Origin of the sequence: Streptococcus entericus DSM 14446 (assembly GCF_000380025.1) — a bacterium.
GTDB lineage: Bacteria > Bacillota > Bacilli > Lactobacillales > Streptococcaceae > Streptococcus > Streptococcus entericus.
The window spans coordinates 16703-35759 of the sequence record NZ_KB904163.1 but is presented as its reverse complement, the minus strand read 5'-3'; the positions used below and the strand labels follow the sequence as shown (position 1 = coordinate 35759).

The following is a 19057-nucleotide window of genomic DNA, read 5'->3' as shown; positions in this document are numbered from 1 at the left end:
AAGCGTGATTTTACAACAACAAGCATAAATGAGAAATGGGTAGGAGATATAACTTATATAAAAACGCAAAAAGATGGTTGGTGCTACTTGGCTTCTGTACTTGATTTACACTCTAAGAAAATAGTGGGATACTCTTTCGGTAAAAATATGACAAATGATCTTGTTATAGCAGCACTAAAAAATGCTTGTTATCTTCAAGATATANGCAAAGATAATAAAATAATATTTCATAGTGATTTAGGTTCACAATATACAAGTAATGATATGAAAAATCTATGCAATGAATTTAATATAATACAATCCTTTAGTCAAAAAGGGTGTCCTTATGACAATGCATGTATAGAGTCATTTCATGCTGTTTTAAAGAAAGAAGAAGTTTATAGAAATACTTATGAAAAGTATGAAGATGCTAAAAAATCAATTTTTCAATATATAGAAAGTTTTTACAATAGTAAAAGACTGCATTCAGCTCTTGATTATAATACTCCTAATGAGGTAGAATTTAAGGCTTTGAATGCAGCTTAAGTAAGTTCGAATTTTTGTGTCCAAGATATTGACACAAATCCAAGTTGCTTCTCAACGATCAGGAGTTTTCTATGAAAAGTCTTACCGTTGAAGCAAAAAATGCTTTGTCTGATTTTGTCTATGATGTGAACCATAAGCTGATGGGCGATTTTGTTAGTATGAGTAATGATGAAATCCTGCGTTTTCAGAAGATGGAAAAGCTCTTAGAAAATAAAATCTCTCGTCGTTTCAAAATCCGCAGGTTAGATAAGGACGACTTCGGCTATCTGATTGAACACCTTTACGGACAGACAGGCACTGCCTATGAAGAGTATGAGTACCATCTATCAAAGAAAAAGCTGGATAATGAAACGCTGATTAAATACTATGACTTGATTAAGCCTACTCGCTGTTTGGTGGAAGAAAAACAGCGATATTTGAAAATCCAGCAGGAAGATGAAACCGTCTATGTAGCTTACTTTACCATTAACAGCATTGTCGGAGAACTGGACTTCCCGTCCTCTGAAATCTTCTACTACCAGCAACAGCAATTTACATTCCCGATTGATACGTCAATGAATGTGGAAATTGTAGCGAATCGTAAAGCCCTATCTACTGTCCGCAATAAAAAGAAAGAACTGAAAGACTTGGATAACCACGCTTGGCAAAGTGATAATGAAACCAGCTCCAATGTGGCGGAAGCTCTGGAAAGTGTGAATGAGCTGGAAACCAATTTAGACCAAAGCAAGGAATCTATGTACAAGCTGTCTTATGTGGTAAGGGTATCAGCAAATGATCTTGACGAACTCAAACGTCGTTGTAATGAAGTGAAAGATTTTTATGACGATTTAAGCGTAAAACTGGTACGACCATTTGGGGATATGCTCGGCTTACATGAAGAATTTTTACCTGCCAGCAAGCGTTATATGAATGATTATATTCAATACGTGACCTCTGATTTCCTCGCTGGTTTAGGTTTTGGTGCTACTCAAATGCTGGGGGAAAATGAGGGGATTTATGTTGGCTACAGCTTAGATACTGGACGCAATGTCTATCTGAAACCTGCTCTTGCCAGTCAAGGGGTTAAGGGTTCAGTAACCAATGCGTTAGCGTCGGCTTTTGTTGGTTCGCTGGGTGGTGGTAAATCCTTTGCGAATAACCTTATCGTCTATTATGCGGTGCTTTATGGGGCACAAGCAGTGATTGTAGACCCAAAAGCAGAACGTGGCAGATGGAAAGAAACCTTGCCAGAGATTTCCCATGAAATCAATATCGTCACTCTGACTTCTGATGAGAAAAACAAAGGCTTACTTGACCCTTATGTGATTATGAAAAATCCCAAAGATTCTGAATCACTGGCTATTGATATTCTGACATTCCTTACGGGGATTTCCTCTCGTGATGGGGAACGCTTCCCAATCCTTAGAAAAGCCATTCGTGCAGTAACCAATAGTGAAGTACGAGGGTTGATGAAAGTGATTGAGGAATTACGGGTTGAGAATACGCCACTAAGTACCAGTATAGCCGACCATATCGAAAGTTTTACAGACTATGACTTTGCACATTTATTATTCAGTAATGGTTATGTGGAGCAGTCTATCAGCTTAGAAAAACAACTGAACATTATACAGGTTGCGGACTTGGTACTTCCCGACAAGGAAACTTCCTTTGAGGAATATACCACTATGGAGCTTTTATCCGTTGCTATGCTGATTGTCATTAGTACCTTTGCTTTAGACTTTATCCATACAGACCGAAGCATTTTCAAGATTGTAGATTTAGACGAAGCATGGAGCTTTTTACAGGTAGCACAAGGAAAAACACTATCTATGAAGCTGGTTCGGGCTGGTCGTGCTATGAACGCTGGGGTATATTTCGTGACCCAAAATACAGACGACCTCTTAGATGAAAAACTGAAAAATAACCTCGGCTTAAAATTTGCATTTCGTTCCACTGACCTTAACGAGATTAAAAAGACCTTAGCCTTTTTTGGTGTAGACCCAGAGGACGAAAACAATCAGAAGCGATTGCGTGATTTGGAAAACGGGCAATGCCTTATCAGTGATTTATATGGTCGTGTCGGTGTGATACAGTTCCACCCTGTATTTGAAGAACTGCTCCATGCCTTTGATACCAGACCACCTGTGCGAAAAGAGGTGTAAATGTGAAACCATCAATAGTAAACAGAATAAAATCAAACTGGACGCTGAAACGTCTAGGTAAAGTGGCAATGACAGTGGCTTTCACACTTGTGATTGCCATTTTTCTTTTAGCCATGCTGGGAACGGTGGTTCAAGCTGCGGGCTTGGTAGATGATACGGTCAATGTGGCAAATGAATACAGCCGATACCCACTTGAAAACTATCAACTGGATTTTTATGTGGATAATAGCTGGGGCTGGCTTCCGTGGAACTGGTCGGACGGGATTGGAAAACAGGTCATGTATGGACTATATGCCATTACCAATTTTATTTGGACAATCAGTTTGTATGTTTCCAATGCGACAGGTTACTTAGTACAGGAAGCCTATTCCTTAGACTTCATTTCCGCTACAGCAGATTCCATTGGTAAGAATATGCAGACCTTAGCTGGTGTGAGTGCAAACGGATTTTCAACAGAGGGTTTCTATGTTGGATTCCTCTTACTCTTGATTTTGGTTCTTGGGGTTTATGTTGCCTATACGGGACTGATAAAGAGAGAAACCACAAAGGCAATTCATGCCATTATGAATTTTGTGCTGGTGTTTATCCTATCGGCTTCCTTTATTGCCTACGCTCCCGACTACATTAAAAAAATCAATGACTTTTCATCAGACATCAGTAATGCCAGTTTATCACTTGGCACGAAGATTGTCATGCCCCATTCCGATAGTCAAGGCAAGGACAGCGTGGACTTAATCAGAGATAGCCTGTTTTCCATACAGGTTCAGCAACCGTGGCTACTGCTTCAATACAACAGTTCAGACATTGAAAGTATCGGTATTGACCGTGTGGAAAGCCTGCTCTCCACCAGCCCAGATTCCAACAATGGCGAAGACAGAGAAAAAATTGTTGCGGAAGAAATTGAAGACAGAAGCAATACCAATCTAACCATTACAAAGACCATTAACCGTTTAGGTACAGTCTTCTTCCTATTTGTCTTCAATATTGGGATTTCCATATTTGTATTCCTATTAACAGGAATCATGATTTTCTCGCAGGTACTTTTTATCATCTATGCTATGTTTCTGCCTGTGAGCTTTATTTTAAGCATGATTCCATCATTTGATGGTATGTCAAAACGAGCCATAACAAAGCTCTTTAATACCATTTTGACACGAGCTGGAATCACATTGATTATTACGACAGCATTTAGTATTTCAACCATGCTCTATACCTTATCGGCTGGTTATCCGTTCTTTTTGATTGCTTTTCTACAGATTGTGACCTTTGCAGGAATCTACTTCAAGCTGGGCGATTTAATGAGTATGTTTTCTCTACAGAGTAACGATTCTCAAAGTGTGGGAAGTCGTGTGATGAGAAAACCTCGTATGCTTATGCACGCTCACATGCACCGTCTACAGCGGAAACTTGGACGTTCCATGACTACTCTAGGGGCTGGGTCTGCCATTGTTACAGGTAAAAAAGGACAGTCGGGTTCGGGGAGTTCTGCAAGGACACAAGCAGATCACTCCCGACCAGACGGAAAGGAAAAATCAACACTTGGAAAACGTATCGGTCAAACCATCGGTACAGTAGCTGATACCAAAGACAGAATGGTAGACACTGCTAGTGGTTTGAAAGAACAGGTTAAAGATTTGCCGACCAATGCAAGATATGCAGTATATCAAGGAAAATCCAAAGTAAAAGAGAATGTCCGTGATTTAACCAGTAGTATTTCTCAAACCAAAGCGGACAGAGCCAGTGGACGCAAGGAACAGCAGGAACAAAGGCGAAAAACCATTGCGAAGCGTCGCTCTGAAATGGAACAGGTCAAACAGAAAAAACAGCCTGCTTCTTCTGTTCATGAAAGACCGACTACAAGACAAGAACAATATCATGATGAACAGACCTCAAAACAGTCTAATATTCAGACTTCATATAAGGAATCTCAACAAGCCAAACAAGAGCGTCCAGCAGTTAAGTCCGATTTTTCAAGTCCAAAAGTGGAACGCCAAGGCAATACCGTTCAAGAAAAAACCGTTCAAAAGCCAGCAACTTCAACCACTACAGCAGATAGAACTTCACAACGTCCAATCACAAAAGAACGTCCGTCTACTGTTCAAAGAGTACCACTACAAAATACAAGAAGTAGACCACCAATCAAAACCGCCACCATTAAGAAAGTCGGTAAGAAACCATGAAGTTGAAAACTTTAGTGATTGGTGGTTCTGGATTATTCTTGATGGTCTTCTCACTGCTTCTGTTTGTTGCCATTTTATTTTCAGATGAACAGGACAGCGGAATTTCCAATATTCATTATGGAGGTGTGAATGTTTCCGCAGAAGTGCTGGCTCATAAGCCTATGGTAGAAAAATATGCCAAAGAATATGGCGTTGAAGAATATGTCAACATACTTCTTGCGATTATACAGGTGGAATCGGGCGGTACTGCGGAAGATGTTATGCAGTCCTCGGAATCCCTCGGTCTTCCACCTAATTCATTGAGTACAGAAGAATCCATTAAGCAAGGTGTGAAGTATTTCAGTGAATTATTAGCCAGTAGCGAAAGGCTCGGTGTGGATTTGGAATCGGTTATTCAGTCCTACAATTATGGCGGTGGCTTCTTAGGGTATGTGGCTAATCGTGGAAACAAATATACCTTTGAACTGGCTCAAAGTTTCTCTAAGGAATATTCAGACGGCGAAAAAGTGTCCTATCCCAATCCAATAGCCATACCCATCAATGGGGGCTGGCGATATAACTATGGCAATATGTTTTATGTTCAGCTTGTTACGCAGTATCTTGTCACAACTCAATTTAATGATAATACGGTACAAGCCATCATGGACGAAGCACTGAAATATGAGGGTTGGAAGTATGTCTATGGCGGAGCTTCCCCGACTACTTCATTTGATTGTAGCGGACTGACACAATGGACGTATGGCAAAGCTGGAATTAACTTACCACGAACCGCACAACAGCAATATGATGTGACCCAGCATATCCCACTATCCGAAGCAAAAGCTGGCGATTTGGTTTTCTTTCATTCTACCTATAACGCTGGCTCTTATATTACTCATATCGGGATTTATTTAGGCGATAATCGAATGTTTCACGCAGGAGACCCTATCGGCTATGCCGACTTAACAAGCTCCTATTGGCAACAGCATTTAGTAGGAGCAGGACGAATCAAACAATGAGAAAGGAAGATTCAATGATGAAATTCAGAAAAAATCAGAATAAAGAAAAACAGATACCAAAGGAAAAGAAACCTCGTATCTACAAAGTCAATCCTCGTAAAAAGGTTGTGATTGCCTTGTGGGTACTTTTAGGGCTTAGTTTCAGCTTTGCGATATTCAAGCACTTTACAGCTATAGATACTCATACTATTCACGAAACAACTATCATAGAAAAGGAATACGTTGATACTCATCATGTAGAAAATTTTGTAGAGAACTTTGCGAAAGTCTACTATTCATGGGAGCAATCCGATAAGTCCATTGATAATCGAATGGAAAGTCTAAAAGGCTATCTGACAGATGAACTTCAAGCTCTCAATGTTGATACAGTACGCAAAGATATTCCTGTATCGTCTTCTGTAAGAGGATTTCAGATATGGACGGTAGAGCCAACTGGCGACAATGAGTTTAATGTAACCTACAGTGTAGACCAGCTCATTACAGAGGGAGAAAATACAAAGACCGTCCACTCTGCTTATATAGTGAGTGTCTATGTAGATGGTTCTGGAAATATGGTACTGGTTAAGAATCCGACCATTACCAACATACCTAAGAAATCAAGTTATAAACCAAAAGCCATTGAAAGTGAGGGGACGGTTGATTCCATTACAACCAATGAAATCAATGAGTTTTTAACGACGTTCTTCAAGCTCTATCCTACAGCGACAGCCAGTGAACTTTCCTACTATGTGAATGACGGGATATTAAAACCAATCGGAAAAGAGTACATCTTTCAAGAACTGGTAAATCCTATTCACAATCGTAAGGATAATCAAGTCACGGTATCGCTGACAGTGGAGTATATCGACCAGCAGACCAAAGCAACGCAGGTATCTCAATTTGATTTGGTACTTGAAAAGAACGGGAGTAATTGGAAGATTATAGAATAACAAATATTGGTACATTATTAGGGTATACACTTTCTGGTATGGATAGAGATTCCATGCCAGATTTTTTTATACAAAAAAGAGGACATTTGCTGTCCCCTCGTTATACAATCAATTCACCACAAAAATCATGAAAGAAGGTTAAACAAATGTCCCATAATGATTCTATCCTAAATATTCTTGGAATTAAAGATAAAAATATTAAAATTATTTCTGTTGAAGAAGCTGAACACAACAACGATTCTGTTAAAGAGTATATAACGCTAATAACAGCTACTCTTTCTTATCCGATTAATCGTTGTCGTAACTGTGGCTTTCCCACAGTTAATAAGGATGGCTTTCGCAAAACTCATGTACGACTGGCAAGTTTAAATGGGAGAAGATATGAACTAGAGCTTCGTAAACAACGCTATAAATGTAAATCATGCCATACTACTTTTGGTGCTATTACTAATTTAACCAAAGAAAATCAAACCTTATCCAGTGATCTCAAAAATCAAATCATGCTTTTAGCTCGTAAAGGCTTATCTGGTCAGCTTATTGCTGAAATGTGTCACTGCTCTCCTAGCAGTGTTCGTCGAACAATCTTAGAGCGCATGGAACCACACTATCGTGTGGCTAAGTTGCCTAAGCATCTATGTTTTGACGAGTTTCGTTCAATTAAGTCTGTGATGTCCTTTATCTGTTGTGACGCTGAAACCCACCAAATTGTCACAAAGTTACAGGATCGTCTATCACCTACCATTGTTGATTATTTTGAAAGTCGTTATTCAAAAGCCGAACGCGAATGCGTTCAATCAGTTGTAATTGATTTAAATGCTCAATATCAAAGTTTTATCTATCGCCTTTTCCCTAATGCCAATATCATTATTGATCGCTTCCACCTTGTACAATTAGCTGGTCGCGCTTTGGACAATTGTCGTATCTCTATCCTAAAGCAACTTGATAAACAGAGCCGAGAATATAAAATTATGAAGTCACATTGGAAGCTATTCCATAAAAAAGCTGAAGATCTTCACCCTGAAGAAGTAGTTTTTCTTCGCGGCGTTAAACAATATATGACTCGCCAAAATGCTGTTGATCTCATTACTAGTAAATTTTCCAAGTTCGCTGAAGTATACCAAACTTACCAAGATATCACGAAAGCCCTAAACGAGCGCAATAGTGAATTACTAGAGTCAACCATCTTAGACTACCAAAAAACCAATACAGAAATGGATACTGCTATTCAAACCCTTCGTCAAAACAGAAAATATGTCTTAAATAGCGCTAAATTTGAATACTCTAATGGTCCTTTAGAAGGCATCAATCGCAAAATCAAAACCCTAAAACGAACTTGTTATGGTTTTGCCAATCAAAAATTTTTCTTTTTAAGAATCGATTGTATTTTTTCGTAAAAAAATACCCCCTACATTTTCGTAGGAAGTATTTTTAGTCAACCATACCAGTTGACAGATATCCCACTTAGGACATTTTCCTACAAGGGGTCCCGAGCGCTTAGTGGGAATTTGTACCCCTTATCGATACAAATTCCCCGTAGGCGCTAGGGACCTCTTTAGCTTCTTGGAAGCTGTCAGTAGTATATCTAATAATTTATCTACATTCCCTTTAGTAACGTGTAACTTTCCAAATTTACAAAAGCGACTCATAGAATTATTTCCTCCCGTTAAATAATAGATAACTATTAAAAATAGACAATACTTGCTCATAAGTAACGGTACTTAAATTGTTTACTTTGGCGTGTTTCATTGCTTGATGAAACTGATTTTTAGTAAACAGTTGACGATATTCTCGATTGACCCATTTTGAAACAAAGTACGTATATAGCTTCCAATATTTATCTGGAACATCTGTGGTATGGCGGGTAAGTTTTATTAAGACACTGTTTACTTTTGGTTTAGGATGAAAGCATTCCGCTGGCAGCTTAAGCAATTGCTGAATCGAGACTTGAGTGTGCAAGAGCAACCCTAGTGTTCGGTGAATATCCAAGGTACGCTTGTAGAATCCTTCTTCAACAATCAGATAGATGTCAGACGCATGGCTTTCAAAAACCACTTTTTTAATAATTTGTGTGCTTAAATGGTAAGGAATACTCCCAACAATTTTATACCTCTGTTTGTTAGGGAATTGAAACTGTAGAATATCTTGGTGAATTAAAGTGACACGAGTATTCAGTTTTAATTTTTCTGACGATAAGTTGAATAGATGACTGTCTAATTCAATAGACGTTACCTGTTTACTTATTTTAGCCAGTTTCGTCGTTAAATGCCCTTTACCTGTTCCAATTTCGTAAACGGTATCGGTTTCTTTTAAATTCAATTGTTTTATTATTTGGTTGAGTACTTTTTCACTCGTTAAAAAGTTTTGAGAATATTTTATATTTTTGTTCATGTAATTACTCCTGAAGTGATTACATCTGTAAATAAATACAGAAGTTAAATGATTTGTTTGTAATTTTAGTTATCTGTTTAAAAAGTCATAAGATTAGTCACTGGTAGGAATTAATCTAACGTATTTATTTATCTGCGTAATCACTGTTTTTAGTCTGTTTCAAAACAGTAGATGTTTTATCTACATTACGCATTTTGAATACCAACATGACGAATCCCTCCTTCTTAATTACAAATTTTTAGCATCTAATTTAACTTCAATTCCTATTATACAAAATTTTGGATATCTGTCAACCATACCAGTTGACAGATATCCCATTATTACAGCTATTTTGTAATCACGTACTCTCTTTGATAAAAAATTGGAGATTCCTTTACAAATATGCTCTTACGTGCTATTATTTAAGTATCTATTTAAAAGGAGTTAATAAATATGCGGCAAGGTATTCTTAAATAAACTGTCAATTTGATAGTGGGAACAAATAATTGGATGTCCTTTTTTAGGAGGGCTTAGTTTTTTGTACCCAGTTTAAAAATACCTTTATCATGTGATTCTAAAGTATCCAGAGAATATCTGTATGCTTTGTATACCTATGGTTATGCATAAAAATCCCAGTGATAAAAGTATTTATCACTGGGATTTTTATGCCCTTTTGGGTTTTTGAATGGAGGAAAATCACATGAAAATTATTAATATTGGAGTTTTAGCTCATGTTGATGCAGGAAAAACTACCTTAACAGAAAGCTTATTATATAACAGTGGAGCGATTACAGAATTAGGAAGCGTGGACAAAGGTACAACGAGGACGGATAATACGCTTTTAGAACGTCAGAGAGGAATTACAATTCAGACAGGAATAACCTCTTTTCAGTGGGAAAATACGAAGGTGAACATCATAGACACGCCAGGACATATGGATTTCTTAGCAGAAGTATATCGTTCATTATCAGTTTTAGATGGGGCAATTCTACTGATTTCTGCAAAAGATGGCGTACAAGCACAAACTCGTATATTATTTCATGCACTTAGGAAAATGGGGATTCCCACAATCTTTTTTATCAATAAGATTGACCAAAATGGAATTGATTTATCAACGGTTTATCAGGATATTAAAGAGAAACTTTCTGCCGAAATTGTAATCAAACAGAAGGTAGAACTGTATCCTAATATGTGTGTGACGAACTTTACCGAATCTGAACAATGGGATACGGTAATAGAGGGAAACGATGACCTTTTAGAGAAATATATGTCCGGTAAATCATTAGAAGCATTGGAACTCGAACAAGAGGAAAGCATAAGATTTCAGAATTGCTCCTTGTACCCTGTTTATCATGGAAGCGCAAAAAGCAACATAGGGATTGAGCAGCTTATAGAAGTGATAACGAATAAATTTTATTCATCAACATACAGAAAGAAGTCTGAACTTTGCGGAAATGTCTTCAAAATTGAATATTCGGAAGAAAGACAACGTCTTGCATATGTACGCCTTTATGGCGGAATCCTGCATTTGCGGGATTCGGTTAGAATATCGGAAAAGGAAAAAATAAAAATTACAGAAATGTATACTTCAATAAATGGTGAATTATGTAAAATTGATAAGGCTTATTCCGGGGAAATTGTTATTTTGCAAAATGAGTTTTTGAAGCTAAATAGTGTTCTTGGAGATACAAAGCTATTGCCACAGAGAGAGAGAATTGAAAATCCGCTCCCTCTGCTGCAAACAACTGTTGAACCGAGCAAACCTCAACAAAGGGAAATGTTACTTGATGCACTTTTAGAAATCTCCGACAGTGACCCGCTTCTACAATATTATGTGGATTCTACGACACATGAAATCATACTTTCTTTCTTAGGGAAAGTACAAATGGAAGTGACTTGTGCTCTATTGCAAGAAAAGTATCATGTGGAGGTAAAAATAAAAAAGCCTACAGTCATTTATATGGAAAGACCGTTAAAAAAAGCAGAGTATACCATTCACATCGAAGTGCCACCGAATCCCTTCTGGGCTTCCATTGGTCTTTCTGTAGCACCGCTTCCATTAGGGAGCGGAGTACAGTATGAGAGCTCGGTTTCTCTTGGATACTTAAATCAATCGTTTCAAAATGCAGTTATGGAAGGGATACGATATGGCTGTGAACAAGGATTGTATGGTTGGAATGTGACGGACTGTAAAATCTGTTTTAAGTATGGCTTATACTATAGCCCTGTTAGTACCCCAGCAGATTTTCGGATGCTTGCTCCTATTGTATTGGAACAAGTTTTAAAAAAAGCTGGAACAGAATTGTTAGAGCCATATCTTAGTTTTAAAATTTATGCACCACAAGAATATCTTTCACGAGCATATAACGATGCTCCCAAATATTGTGCAAATATCGTAAATACTCAACTGAAAAATAATGAGGTCATTCTTAGTGGAGAAATCCCTGCTCGGTGTATTCAAGAATATCGTAGTGATTTAACTTTCTTTACAAATGGACGTAGTGTTTGTTTAACAGAGTTAAAAGGGTACCATGTTACTACCGGTGAACCTGTTTGCCAGCCCCGTCGTCCAAATAGTCGGATAGATAAAGTACGATATATGTTCAATAAAATAACTTAGTGTATTTTATGTTGTTATATAAATATGGTTTCTTGTTAAATAAGATGAAATATTTTTTAATAAAGATTTGAATTAAAGTGTAAAGGAGGAGATAGTTATTATAAACTACAAGTGGATATTGTGTCCTGTATGTGGAAATAAAACACGATTAAAGATAAGGGAAGATACTGAATTAAAAAAATTCCCCCTCTATTGTCCGAAATGCAGACAAGAAAATTTAATTGAAATAAAGCAGTTCAAAGTAACTGTGATTACAGAGCCAGACGCAAAGACGCAGAGCCGATAAAATGAGATTAATACAATCTCATTTTATCGGCTCTTTCCGTTATGTATGGATTCTTTTAATTAGTCTTCGATGTTTCTTGCTTCGTTGATACCGCTGGCTAAAGATTCCATTAAGGATAGTTCTTTGTCTGTAAAGCTATCCATGTATTTCTCTATCTGTAATCGTCGGGTGCTTTTTACCAAGTTATTAGCAGGTAAGAAAAATTCATCAACGGAAACATGAAGTAACGATACAAGGTCATAAAGAACTTGTATGCTGGGGTGTTGCCCTTTATTTTCAATATTAGTTAAGTACCGTGGGTCAATTTCAATCAATGCTCCCACTTGTTCACGAGTTAAACCTCGTTTCAATCGAGCTTCTTTAATGGCTAAACCAAAGGCTCTAAAATCATATTTATCTTCTTTTTTACGCATAGTAGACCACCTCTATACATTTTATTGTTCCTACTGAATTAAAAACAGGTATAGAAAAACGTGTTATATGGTTTATAGGTTTATATTTAATAAAAAGCACTACTAAACGCCAATAAAAAAAACCGTTATATGGTAGTGCTATTTACGCTGTTAAAATATTGTATATTACTTCCAAATGGCGGTTTGTTGGAGGTCAACGTCGCCATGAAGTACATCATATACAATAAATTTCCTTACATTGGGTTCTTGTCAAAAAAAGTCGTCTATCTGCAATAGATAAGTACGTCCACCAATGTGGTTTTATAAATCATATAGATAGAATAACAGAAGCATGTAAACAGAGAAATAAATCTGTTTATATGCTTTTTTGGCTATTCAGAACTTTTTTACAAAGTTTATTTATCAGTAATGCAACAAATCCCCCTTTCACATTGGGACTAAGAGTGAAAGGAGATAAACGAGCAAGGCTCACTTCCTTTCCTAGACAGAAAGGGGGTGAGAAACATGAAACCATCTTCTTTTCAGACCACAATAGAAAATCAGTTTGACTATATCTGTAAACGTGCTATGGAAGACGAGCGAAAGAATTATATGCTTTATCTTTCAAGGATTGCAAAGCGTGAGGTGTCCTTTTCGGATGTTGGCGATTATCTTGTTAGCCAGTTTGCGACAACAGATAACTATTCAACTGACTTTCAGATTTTTACACTCAATGGGTTATCAGTAGGCGTTGAAAATGATTTGTTGAGTGAAGCATTACGTGAGTTGCCAGACAAGAAACGTGAAATTCTACTGCTGTTTTACTTTATGGACATGAGCGATTCAGAAATTGCAGACCTGTTGAAATTGAACCGTTCTACTGTCTATCGGCATAGAACCAGTGGACTAGCCTTAATTAAAAAGTTTATGGAGGAATTTGAAGAATGAAAACACAATATCCTATGATTCCCTTTCCTCTCATTGTAAAGGCAACAGATGGCGATACCGAAGCGATTAACCAGATTCTACATCATTACAGAGGGTACATAACGAAGCGTTCCCTACGACTTATGAAAGATGAATATGGCAATCAAAGTATGGTCGTTGATGAAGTCTTACGTGGAAGAATGGAAACCAGACTGATTACAAAGATTTTGTCATTTGAAATTAAGTAATATCCTCTCTCCTTTCGTGGAAGCGTGCTAAACCATTCCACGCTTCCCGAACAGGGAGGTTTGTTATTCCACCAAAGCATATTGAGCTTTCAATGTGTTTTGATAGGCTAACGAGCCATTGTTCTTTGAAAACTGAATAAAAGTAATCGAATACGTTTCGATAAGAAAAGAGCCAACGGAACTAACCGCCATGACCTATCTTATAAAGATAGCGAGCGATTCATGTTAGTGATCCGAGAAGCAATCTTTAGCAGGATTGCCTGCAACGACATTCTTATCGTGATAATGATACTCCCATACAGTCAATAGTCCGAGCGTGATAAAACCGTCGCAGGCAATGAGTATGGCTACATGAGAACCATGCAGGGGTGGAACTCCCGTGAGCTTTGCTAAAGCTGTTCGATTGCTGGTAAAACAACTTTTATGAAATCCAAATAAGTGATTTGGAAAGGAGGATTTTATGAAGCAGACTGACATTCCTATTTGGGAACGTTATACCCTAACCATTGAAGAAGCGTCAAAATATTTTCGTATTGGCGAAAACAAGCTACGACGCTTGGCAGAGGAAAATAAAAATGCAAATTGGCTGATTATGAATGGCAATCGTATTCAGATTAAACGAAAACAATTTGAAAAAATTATAGATACATTGGACGCAATCTAGCGTCGCCAAAGGGTCTTGTATATGATAAAATAGTATTAAGTCGTATCAAGGCTCTTTCCATAAAGGAAAGGAGCAAATGCCATGTCAGAAAAAAGACGTGACAATAAAGGTCGAATCTTAAAGACTGGAGAGAGCCAACGAAAAGACGGAAGATACTTATACAAATATATAGATTCATTTGGAGAACCGCAATTTGTTTACTCGTGGAAACTTGTGGCTACAGACCGAGTACCAGCAGGAAAGCGTGATTGTATCTCACTTAGAGAGAAAATCGCAGAGTTACAGAAAGACATTCATGATGGTATTGATGTTGTAGGAAAGAAAATGACACTCTGCCAGCTTTACGCAAAACAGAACGCTCAAAGACCAAAGGTTAGAAAAAACACTGAAACTGGACGCAAATATCTTATGGATATTTTGAAGAAAGACAAGTTAGGTGTAAGAAGTATTGACAGTATTAAGCCATCAGACGCTAAAGAATGGGCTATTAGAATGAGTGAAAATGGTTATGCTTATCAAACCATCAATAACTACAAACGTTCTTTAAAGGCTTCATTCTATATTGCTATACAAGATGATTGTGTTCGGAAGAATCCATTTGACTTTCAACTGAAAGCAGTTCTTGATGATGATACTGTCCCTAAGACCGTACTAACAGAAGAACAGGAAGAAAAACTGTTAGCCTTTGCAAAAGCTGATAAAACCTACAGCAAAAATTATGATGAAATTCTGATACTCTTAAAAACAGGTCTTCGTATTTCAGAGTTTGGTGGTTTGACACTTCCAGATTTAGATTTTGAGAATCGTCTTGTCAATATAGACCATCAGCTATTGAGAGATACTGAAATTGGGTACTACATTGAAACACCAAAGACCAAAAGTGGCGAACGTCAAGTTCCTATGGTTGAAGAAGCCTATCAAGCATTTAAGCGAGTGTTAGCGAATCGAAAGAATGATAAGCGTGTTGAGATTGATGGATATAGTGATTTCCTCTTTCTTAATAGAAAGAACTATCCAAAAGTGGCAAGTGATTACAACGGCATGATGAAAGGTCTTGTTAAGAAATACAATAAGTATAACGAGGATAAATTGCCACACATCACTCCACATAGTTTGCGACATACATTCTGTACCAACTATGCAAATGCAGGAATGAATCCAAAGGCATTACAGTACATTATGGGACATGCTAATATAGCCATGACGCTGAACTATTACGCACATGCAACATTCGATTCTGCAATGGCAGAAATGAAACGCTTGAATAAAGAGAAGCAACAGGAGCGTCTTGTTGCTTAGTAGTACAAATGAATTTACTACTTATTTACCACTTCTGACAGCTAAGACATGAGGAAATATGCAAAGAAACGTGAAGTATCTTCCTACAGTAAAAATACTCGAAAGCACATAGAATAAGGCTTTACGAGCATTTAAGAAAATATAAAAAGATAATTAGAAATTTATACTTTGTTTTAGTTAAAAAGCAAGATTTTTTTGTCACTGATGGAAGAGAAGGTCAGTGTCGGAACCACTTCATGGGCTATTTTTCTTTTTATCTTGCTGTGGTATAATGGTATAAAGGAGACTCTATGTACGACTATATCAAAGGCACACTGACCAAAATCACCGCCAAGCATCTCGTGGTCGAGGCTTATGGCATCGGCTACCTGCTTTATATCGCCAATCCCTACCGTTTTTCGGATCGCGTGGGTCAGGACGTCCAGCTTTACCTCTATCAGGTGGTGCGTGAGGACGCCCAGCTTCTCTACGCTTTTGCCAGTGAGAGCGAGAAAGAGGTGTTCCTCAACCTCATCTCAGTCACAGGGATTGGACCAACCACCGCCCTCGCCATCATCGCAGTGGACGACAATGATGGGCTGGTTGCCGCCATTGACAGCAGCAACATCACCTACCTTACCAAGTTCCCCAAGGTCGGCAAAAAAACAGCCCAGCAGATGGTGCTGGACTTGGCTGGTAAGTTTGAGCCTACGGCTGCTTCGGCTGACGCCAATAGCAGAGCTGCTCTGCCATTGACCCCAGAAAACACCGCTCTTGAAGAAGCCATAGAGGCTCTTCTAGCCCTCGGCTACAAAGCGGCTGAGCTCAAGAAGATTAAAGCATTCTTTGATGGTACGACCGACACGACGGAGAACTATATCAAGAGTGCACTCAAGATGCTGATGAAATAAGAAAAATGAGTAGGACAACCTGCTCATTTTTTCAGTTTATCGAGTTCTTCTCGAAAATTGTTTAACATTTGTTCTTCTCCGGTTAGGTCGAGGAGTGCTAGACCCTTGTCAATCAATTCACGGTCATCACGGCAAATGCCCAAGCGAACCTGCGCAAAGCCCAGCTGATCATAGCGCTTGGTTTCCCTAGCTAAGTCTTCAATCATCATTGTCAACCGCTCGCAGTCATCTAAGAAACCATTAAAAAGGAAAATACTGGATAGATTAGCTAAAAGAGCGAATTTGATGTCGGTGATATTGCGGTAATCCTTGTATTTCTCGAGACTGACAAGCAGTTTATCAGTTGTGACAATAATCGTTTCCAAAGGAAAGGTAAACAAAATCACACCAATCATTTTCAAGTCTCGTTCATACCAAGTATCTTGCTTAGCAAGTTCATCCCAGATTCTTTTAGTAAGCTGTTGTAGTTCTTCAGAAGGATTTAAAAAACCTTGCTTGCGAACTAAGAGGGTCACATTGATTTTATCTAGGAGTTTTTTTATGGGAATATCATGGTGAGTTTTTAGATGTTCTTCACACAGGCTTTTTATCTGGTAGAGTTCTGTGTTATCTGCTATTGATTTATAGTTATAAACTCTCTCAAAGATATGCTCTCTTTGTCGTGGTCTATAGTGGTTACAGATATAGCGGAACTCCTCTAAACTCATGTTGATTTGTTCAAGGAGAAAAATCATGTTTTCAAACTTAGGGACAACTATGCCACTTTCTATCTTGGTCAGTGTGGTTCTCGAAATCATATCGCCACAAACTTGAACTTGGGTTAAACCTTTTGATTTTCGAATTTTTTTATAGATATAGCCAAAATCATGTCTCATAAAATCCTCCTAAAATAAAAAGTGAAAAAAGTTTACATTTTAATCGCTTACCTACTTTTTATTGTATCATAAAATAAAGAAAAGGAGGAAAAATGAAAAACTTGATATTAGCTAAACTAATTATTACTACCTGTCTAATTGCTCCAGTTTTAGCCCTAGATTGGACGTGGTTAATATTGCTTTAATGCTTTACGGCAAGCAGTATTATAAATAGATAGAATCGAGGTGAGTCCGATGGATTAACTAACAGTTAATGTGTGCTAAAAAACGAACAAAATGTTATAATACGTAAAGGAGAATTGATGATGAAAAATTGGAAAAAGAAACTAATGACCCTGACTGCCCTATCTTTGCTTGGCTTAGGAACTGCTCAAGTTATTCAGGCAATAACCTTCAGCAATGGTCCTAAGTGGGTAAGAAGTACAGAGCAATTACAATTGCGCTATTTTGGGGAAGCCTATACGAAAGCAGCACGAGGTGCTGCAAGAGGAATTTATAAAAGAGATGGTAGAGTCGTTGGTTCCGTAACTGCTCTGGTACCATCTTGGTCTGATGCCGCAGAAGATTATCAGACAACCTATGTTTGGGATTCGTTAATTTCAGGTCGGCGTTACGTCACTCAATTTTATGCTCAATGGTGATGAATATCTATATCAAGAGCGATTATAGAGTGGGCTCTAATTCGCTGATTTTATCAGCTTTCACAGCCCTACTCAACTGTGCGGAGGTGGGACGACTCATCGAATTCTGACGAATGACCGATTTTTGTCCCACTCTCATCTGTATTATCTAATGAGATGGATTGAAAATGGAGGAATTCTGGATGAGATATATTTATCGGCTACTCATTGCCAGGCGTTGGTATATTTTTGTGTCAATTATCTTATTAGGTTTTGTCATGAATTTTTTGACATTTTATGAGTCTAGTCGCTTATTTCGTTACGCACCGCAGTTGATAGGGTTATATCATAAGCGTAGTGATAATGACTATGAAATCATTCATCTACCTTACACCATCAACCAGAGGATTATCCCAAATTCTTCAGAGGAAACAGAAGAATTTTATAACATTATCAAAGAAACTTTTTTTGACAAAGATATTAGTGAAACTCTCTACTACAATAAATGGGGATATATAGAAGGGGGAAGTCTACAACAGTTGACCTTTGAAGAATTCAGGGAAAAATCTTCTTTTGCAAATTCAGGTACACTTGATGAGTTATTTTTAGATGATTTACTTGTCAGAAATACGTCAAAATCCACTTTAAGTGCCGTTACTGAAAAATTCAAAACGCTTAATATAAACATGTCATTTGAGTCACTTAACCAACGTTTATCGGCAGAAGTGAACTATTATGTTGTCAACTTTTTATTCGGGCTAGGGGCAGCTCTATTTATTCTGATATTTGTATTAGCGCTGCTCTATTGGCTGATACAAACAAGCTTAAACCTCTATCAAGATGACATCAGATTGTTAAGTATTGTTGGAGCAAATAAGCAAGACATTTGTATTGGCTTTTCGTTATTACTATTTAGCCCAATTTTTTTAGCCTCTATCCTAGTTATCGTTTTTGCACATGCCATTGGCTTTGGTGCGATTGTCTACGATTATATTTATTTACTTTGCTTCAATGCTTTTGTGCTAAGCTTGATTTACTTTATTGTAAAAAGTCAACTAAGAAAGTCTCTAAATGCTTGAATTGACATCATAGAGGA

General features: G+C 37.7%; 18 protein-coding genes and 2 pseudogenes. 16 read left to right on the top strand and 4 right to left on the bottom strand.

Annotated features, from left to right (window positions below):
* The 6 genes and pseudogenes from A3GW_RS0104570 to A3GW_RS0104545 form a co-directional block, all read left to right on the top strand.
* Positions 1 to 525 (top strand): IS3 family transposase (locus tag A3GW_RS0104570; protein ID WP_018368131.1); only part of this gene is annotated, 525 nt, incomplete at its 5' end.
* A 41-nt stretch (positions 526 to 566) separates the two neighbouring features.
* Positions 567 to 2666: pseudogene (gene tcpF / locus A3GW_RS0104565) on the top strand (conjugal transfer ATPase TcpF); the annotation flags it as partial.
* A 2-nt stretch (positions 2667 to 2668) separates the two neighbouring features.
* Positions 2669 to 4846 (top strand): CD3337/EF1877 family mobilome membrane protein, encoded by a 2178-nt coding sequence (locus A3GW_RS0104560; RefSeq protein ID WP_000804748.1) that lies wholly within the window; start codon positions 2669 to 2671, stop codon positions 4844 to 4846.
* Positions 4843 to 5844, top strand: coding sequence for a bifunctional lytic transglycosylase/C40 family peptidase (locus A3GW_RS0104555; protein WP_018368130.1), 1002 nt, complete (start codon positions 4843 to 4845; stop codon positions 5842 to 5844). The genes A3GW_RS0104560 and A3GW_RS0104555 overlap by 4 nt, the downstream gene beginning before the upstream one ends.
* Positions 5841 to 6773 carry a conjugal transfer protein gene (locus tag A3GW_RS0104550; RefSeq protein WP_026216597.1) on the top strand — a complete coding sequence of 311 codons (933 nt, stop codon included), beginning with the start codon at positions 5841 to 5843 and terminating at the stop codon, positions 6771 to 6773. Before A3GW_RS0104555 ends, A3GW_RS0104550 begins: the two co-directional genes overlap by 4 nt.
* Positions 6774 to 6919: 146 nt before the next feature.
* Entirely contained in the window at positions 6920 to 8167 is a 1248-nt protein-coding gene (locus tag A3GW_RS0104545; RefSeq protein WP_013923976.1) for an ISL3 family transposase, read from the top strand.
* Positions 8168 to 8423: 256 nt separating this feature from the next.
* Here the strand turns inward: A3GW_RS0104545 and erm(B) are convergent, their stop codons facing one another.
* Together erm(B) and A3GW_RS10810 are read right to left on the bottom strand one after the other, a co-directional pair.
* Positions 8424 to 9194, bottom strand: coding sequence for a 23S rRNA (adenine(2058)-N(6))-methyltransferase Erm(B) (gene erm(B), locus A3GW_RS0104540; RefSeq protein WP_272911891.1), 771 nt, complete (start codon positions 9192 to 9194; stop codon positions 8424 to 8426).
* A gap of 91 nt (positions 9195 to 9285) precedes the next feature.
* Entirely contained in the window at positions 9286 to 9369 is an 84-nt protein-coding gene (locus tag A3GW_RS10810; RefSeq protein ID WP_013641314.1) for a 23S rRNA methyltransferase attenuation leader peptide, read from the bottom strand.
* Positions 9370 to 9777: 408 nt separating this feature from the next.
* Between A3GW_RS10810 and A3GW_RS12195 the strand changes: the two are divergent.
* The 3 genes and pseudogenes from A3GW_RS12195 to A3GW_RS11430 all read left to right on the top strand — a co-directional run.
* Positions 9778 to 9825, top strand: a pseudogene (locus A3GW_RS12195) (hypothetical protein); the annotation flags it as partial.
* A 15-nt stretch (positions 9826 to 9840) separates the two neighbouring features.
* On the top strand, positions 9841 to 11760 hold the full coding sequence (gene tet(M) / locus A3GW_RS0104530) for a tetracycline resistance ribosomal protection protein Tet(M) (protein ID WP_018368128.1): 1920 nt from the start codon (positions 9841 to 9843) through the stop codon (positions 11758 to 11760).
* 118 nt (positions 11761 to 11878) lie between these two features.
* On the top strand, positions 11879 to 12046 hold the full coding sequence (locus A3GW_RS11430; protein ID WP_000336323.1) for a cysteine-rich KTR domain-containing protein: 168 nt from the start codon (positions 11879 to 11881) through the stop codon (positions 12044 to 12046).
* A gap of 59 nt (positions 12047 to 12105) precedes the next feature.
* On the opposite strand, the gene A3GW_RS0104525 is transcribed toward A3GW_RS11430, so the two are convergent.
* Positions 12106 to 12459, bottom strand: a complete 354-nt coding sequence (locus tag A3GW_RS0104525) for a helix-turn-helix transcriptional regulator (protein ID WP_001227347.1) — start codon at positions 12457 to 12459, stop codon at positions 12106 to 12108.
* A gap of 504 nt (positions 12460 to 12963) precedes the next feature.
* Here A3GW_RS0104525 and A3GW_RS0104520 point away from each other — a divergent pair.
* The 5 genes from A3GW_RS0104520 to ruvA all read left to right on the top strand — a co-directional run bounded on the left by A3GW_RS0104520 (position 12964) and on the right by ruvA (position 16466).
* Positions 12964 to 13386 (top strand): sigma-70 family RNA polymerase sigma factor, encoded by a 423-nt coding sequence (locus tag A3GW_RS0104520; RefSeq protein ID WP_000804885.1) that lies wholly within the window; start codon positions 12964 to 12966, stop codon positions 13384 to 13386.
* Complete coding sequence (locus A3GW_RS0104515; RefSeq protein ID WP_000857133.1) at positions 13383 to 13613, top strand: helix-turn-helix domain-containing protein; 231 nt, start codon at positions 13383 to 13385, stop codon at positions 13611 to 13613. The genes A3GW_RS0104520 and A3GW_RS0104515 overlap by 4 nt, the downstream gene beginning before the upstream one ends.
* Positions 13614 to 14073: 460 nt before the next feature.
* Positions 14074 to 14277: an excisionase gene (locus tag A3GW_RS0104510; protein WP_000814511.1), complete on the top strand. Its 204-nt coding sequence runs from the start codon at positions 14074 to 14076 to the stop codon at positions 14275 to 14277.
* A gap of 81 nt (positions 14278 to 14358) precedes the next feature.
* Complete coding sequence (locus A3GW_RS0104505) at positions 14359 to 15576, top strand: tyrosine-type recombinase/integrase (protein WP_001291561.1); 1218 nt, start codon at positions 14359 to 14361, stop codon at positions 15574 to 15576.
* Between the two features lie 290 nt (positions 15577 to 15866).
* The gene (gene ruvA, locus A3GW_RS0104500; RefSeq protein WP_018368127.1) at positions 15867 to 16466 is read left to right on the top strand and encodes a Holliday junction branch migration protein RuvA; all 600 of its coding nucleotides are present in this window, start codon (positions 15867 to 15869) and stop codon (positions 16464 to 16466) included.
* Between the two features lie 23 nt (positions 16467 to 16489).
* On the opposite strand, the gene A3GW_RS0104495 is transcribed toward ruvA, so the two are convergent.
* Positions 16490 to 17341: a helix-turn-helix domain-containing protein gene (locus tag A3GW_RS0104495; RefSeq protein WP_018368126.1), complete on the bottom strand. Its 852-nt coding sequence runs from the start codon at positions 17339 to 17341 to the stop codon at positions 16490 to 16492.
* 305 nt (positions 17342 to 17646) lie between these two features.
* Between A3GW_RS0104495 and A3GW_RS10800 the strand changes: the two genes are divergently transcribed.
* Together A3GW_RS10800 and A3GW_RS0104480 are read left to right on the top strand one after the other, a co-directional pair.
* Positions 17647 to 17982, top strand: coding sequence for a hypothetical protein (locus tag A3GW_RS10800; protein WP_149036268.1), 336 nt, complete (start codon positions 17647 to 17649; stop codon positions 17980 to 17982).
* A gap of 182 nt (positions 17983 to 18164) precedes the next feature.
* Positions 18165 to 19040: a hypothetical protein gene (locus A3GW_RS0104480; protein ID WP_018368123.1), complete on the top strand. Its 876-nt coding sequence runs from the start codon at positions 18165 to 18167 to the stop codon at positions 19038 to 19040.
* The last annotated feature ends 17 nt before the right edge of the window (positions 19041 to 19057 follow it).

What these genes read in the sequence shown, in the direction of transcription:
- A3GW_RS0104505 (WP_001291561.1), top strand. Translation starts at nt 14,359, where the DNA reads ATGTCAGAAAAAAGACGTGACAATAAAGGTCGAATCTTAAAGACTGGA.
- A3GW_RS0104555 (WP_018368130.1), top strand. Translation starts at nt 4,843, where the DNA reads ATGAAGTTGAAAACTTTAGTGATTGGTGGTTCTGGATTATTCTTGATG.
- A3GW_RS0104495 (WP_018368126.1), bottom strand. Translation starts at nt 17,341, where the DNA reads ATGAGACATGATTTTGGCTATATCTATAAAAAAATTCGAAAATCAAAA.
- ruvA (WP_018368127.1), top strand. Translation starts at nt 15,867, where the DNA reads ATGTACGACTATATCAAAGGCACACTGACCAAAATCACCGCCAAGCAT.
- A3GW_RS0104520 (WP_000804885.1), top strand. Translation starts at nt 12,964, where the DNA reads ATGAAACCATCTTCTTTTCAGACCACAATAGAAAATCAGTTTGACTAT.
- A3GW_RS0104545 (WP_013923976.1), top strand. Translation starts at nt 6,920, where the DNA reads ATGTCCCATAATGATTCTATCCTAAATATTCTTGGAATTAAAGATAAA.
- A3GW_RS0104515 (WP_000857133.1), top strand. Translation starts at nt 13,383, where the DNA reads ATGAAAACACAATATCCTATGATTCCCTTTCCTCTCATTGTAAAGGCA.
- A3GW_RS0104480 (WP_018368123.1), top strand. Translation starts at nt 18,165, where the DNA reads ATGAGATATATTTATCGGCTACTCATTGCCAGGCGTTGGTATATTTTT.
- A3GW_RS0104525 (WP_001227347.1), bottom strand. Translation starts at nt 12,459, where the DNA reads ATGCGTAAAAAAGAAGATAAATATGATTTTAGAGCCTTTGGTTTAGCC.
- A3GW_RS0104550 (WP_026216597.1), top strand. Translation starts at nt 5,841, where the DNA reads ATGAGAAAGGAAGATTCAATGATGAAATTCAGAAAAAATCAGAATAAA.
- A3GW_RS10810 (WP_013641314.1), bottom strand. Translation starts at nt 9,369, where the DNA reads ATGTTGGTATTCAAAATGCGTAATGTAGATAAAACATCTACTGTTTTG.
- A3GW_RS10800 (WP_149036268.1), top strand. Translation starts at nt 17,647, where the DNA reads ATGAAAAATTGGAAAAAGAAACTAATGACCCTGACTGCCCTATCTTTG.
- A3GW_RS0104510 (WP_000814511.1), top strand. Translation starts at nt 14,074, where the DNA reads ATGAAGCAGACTGACATTCCTATTTGGGAACGTTATACCCTAACCATT.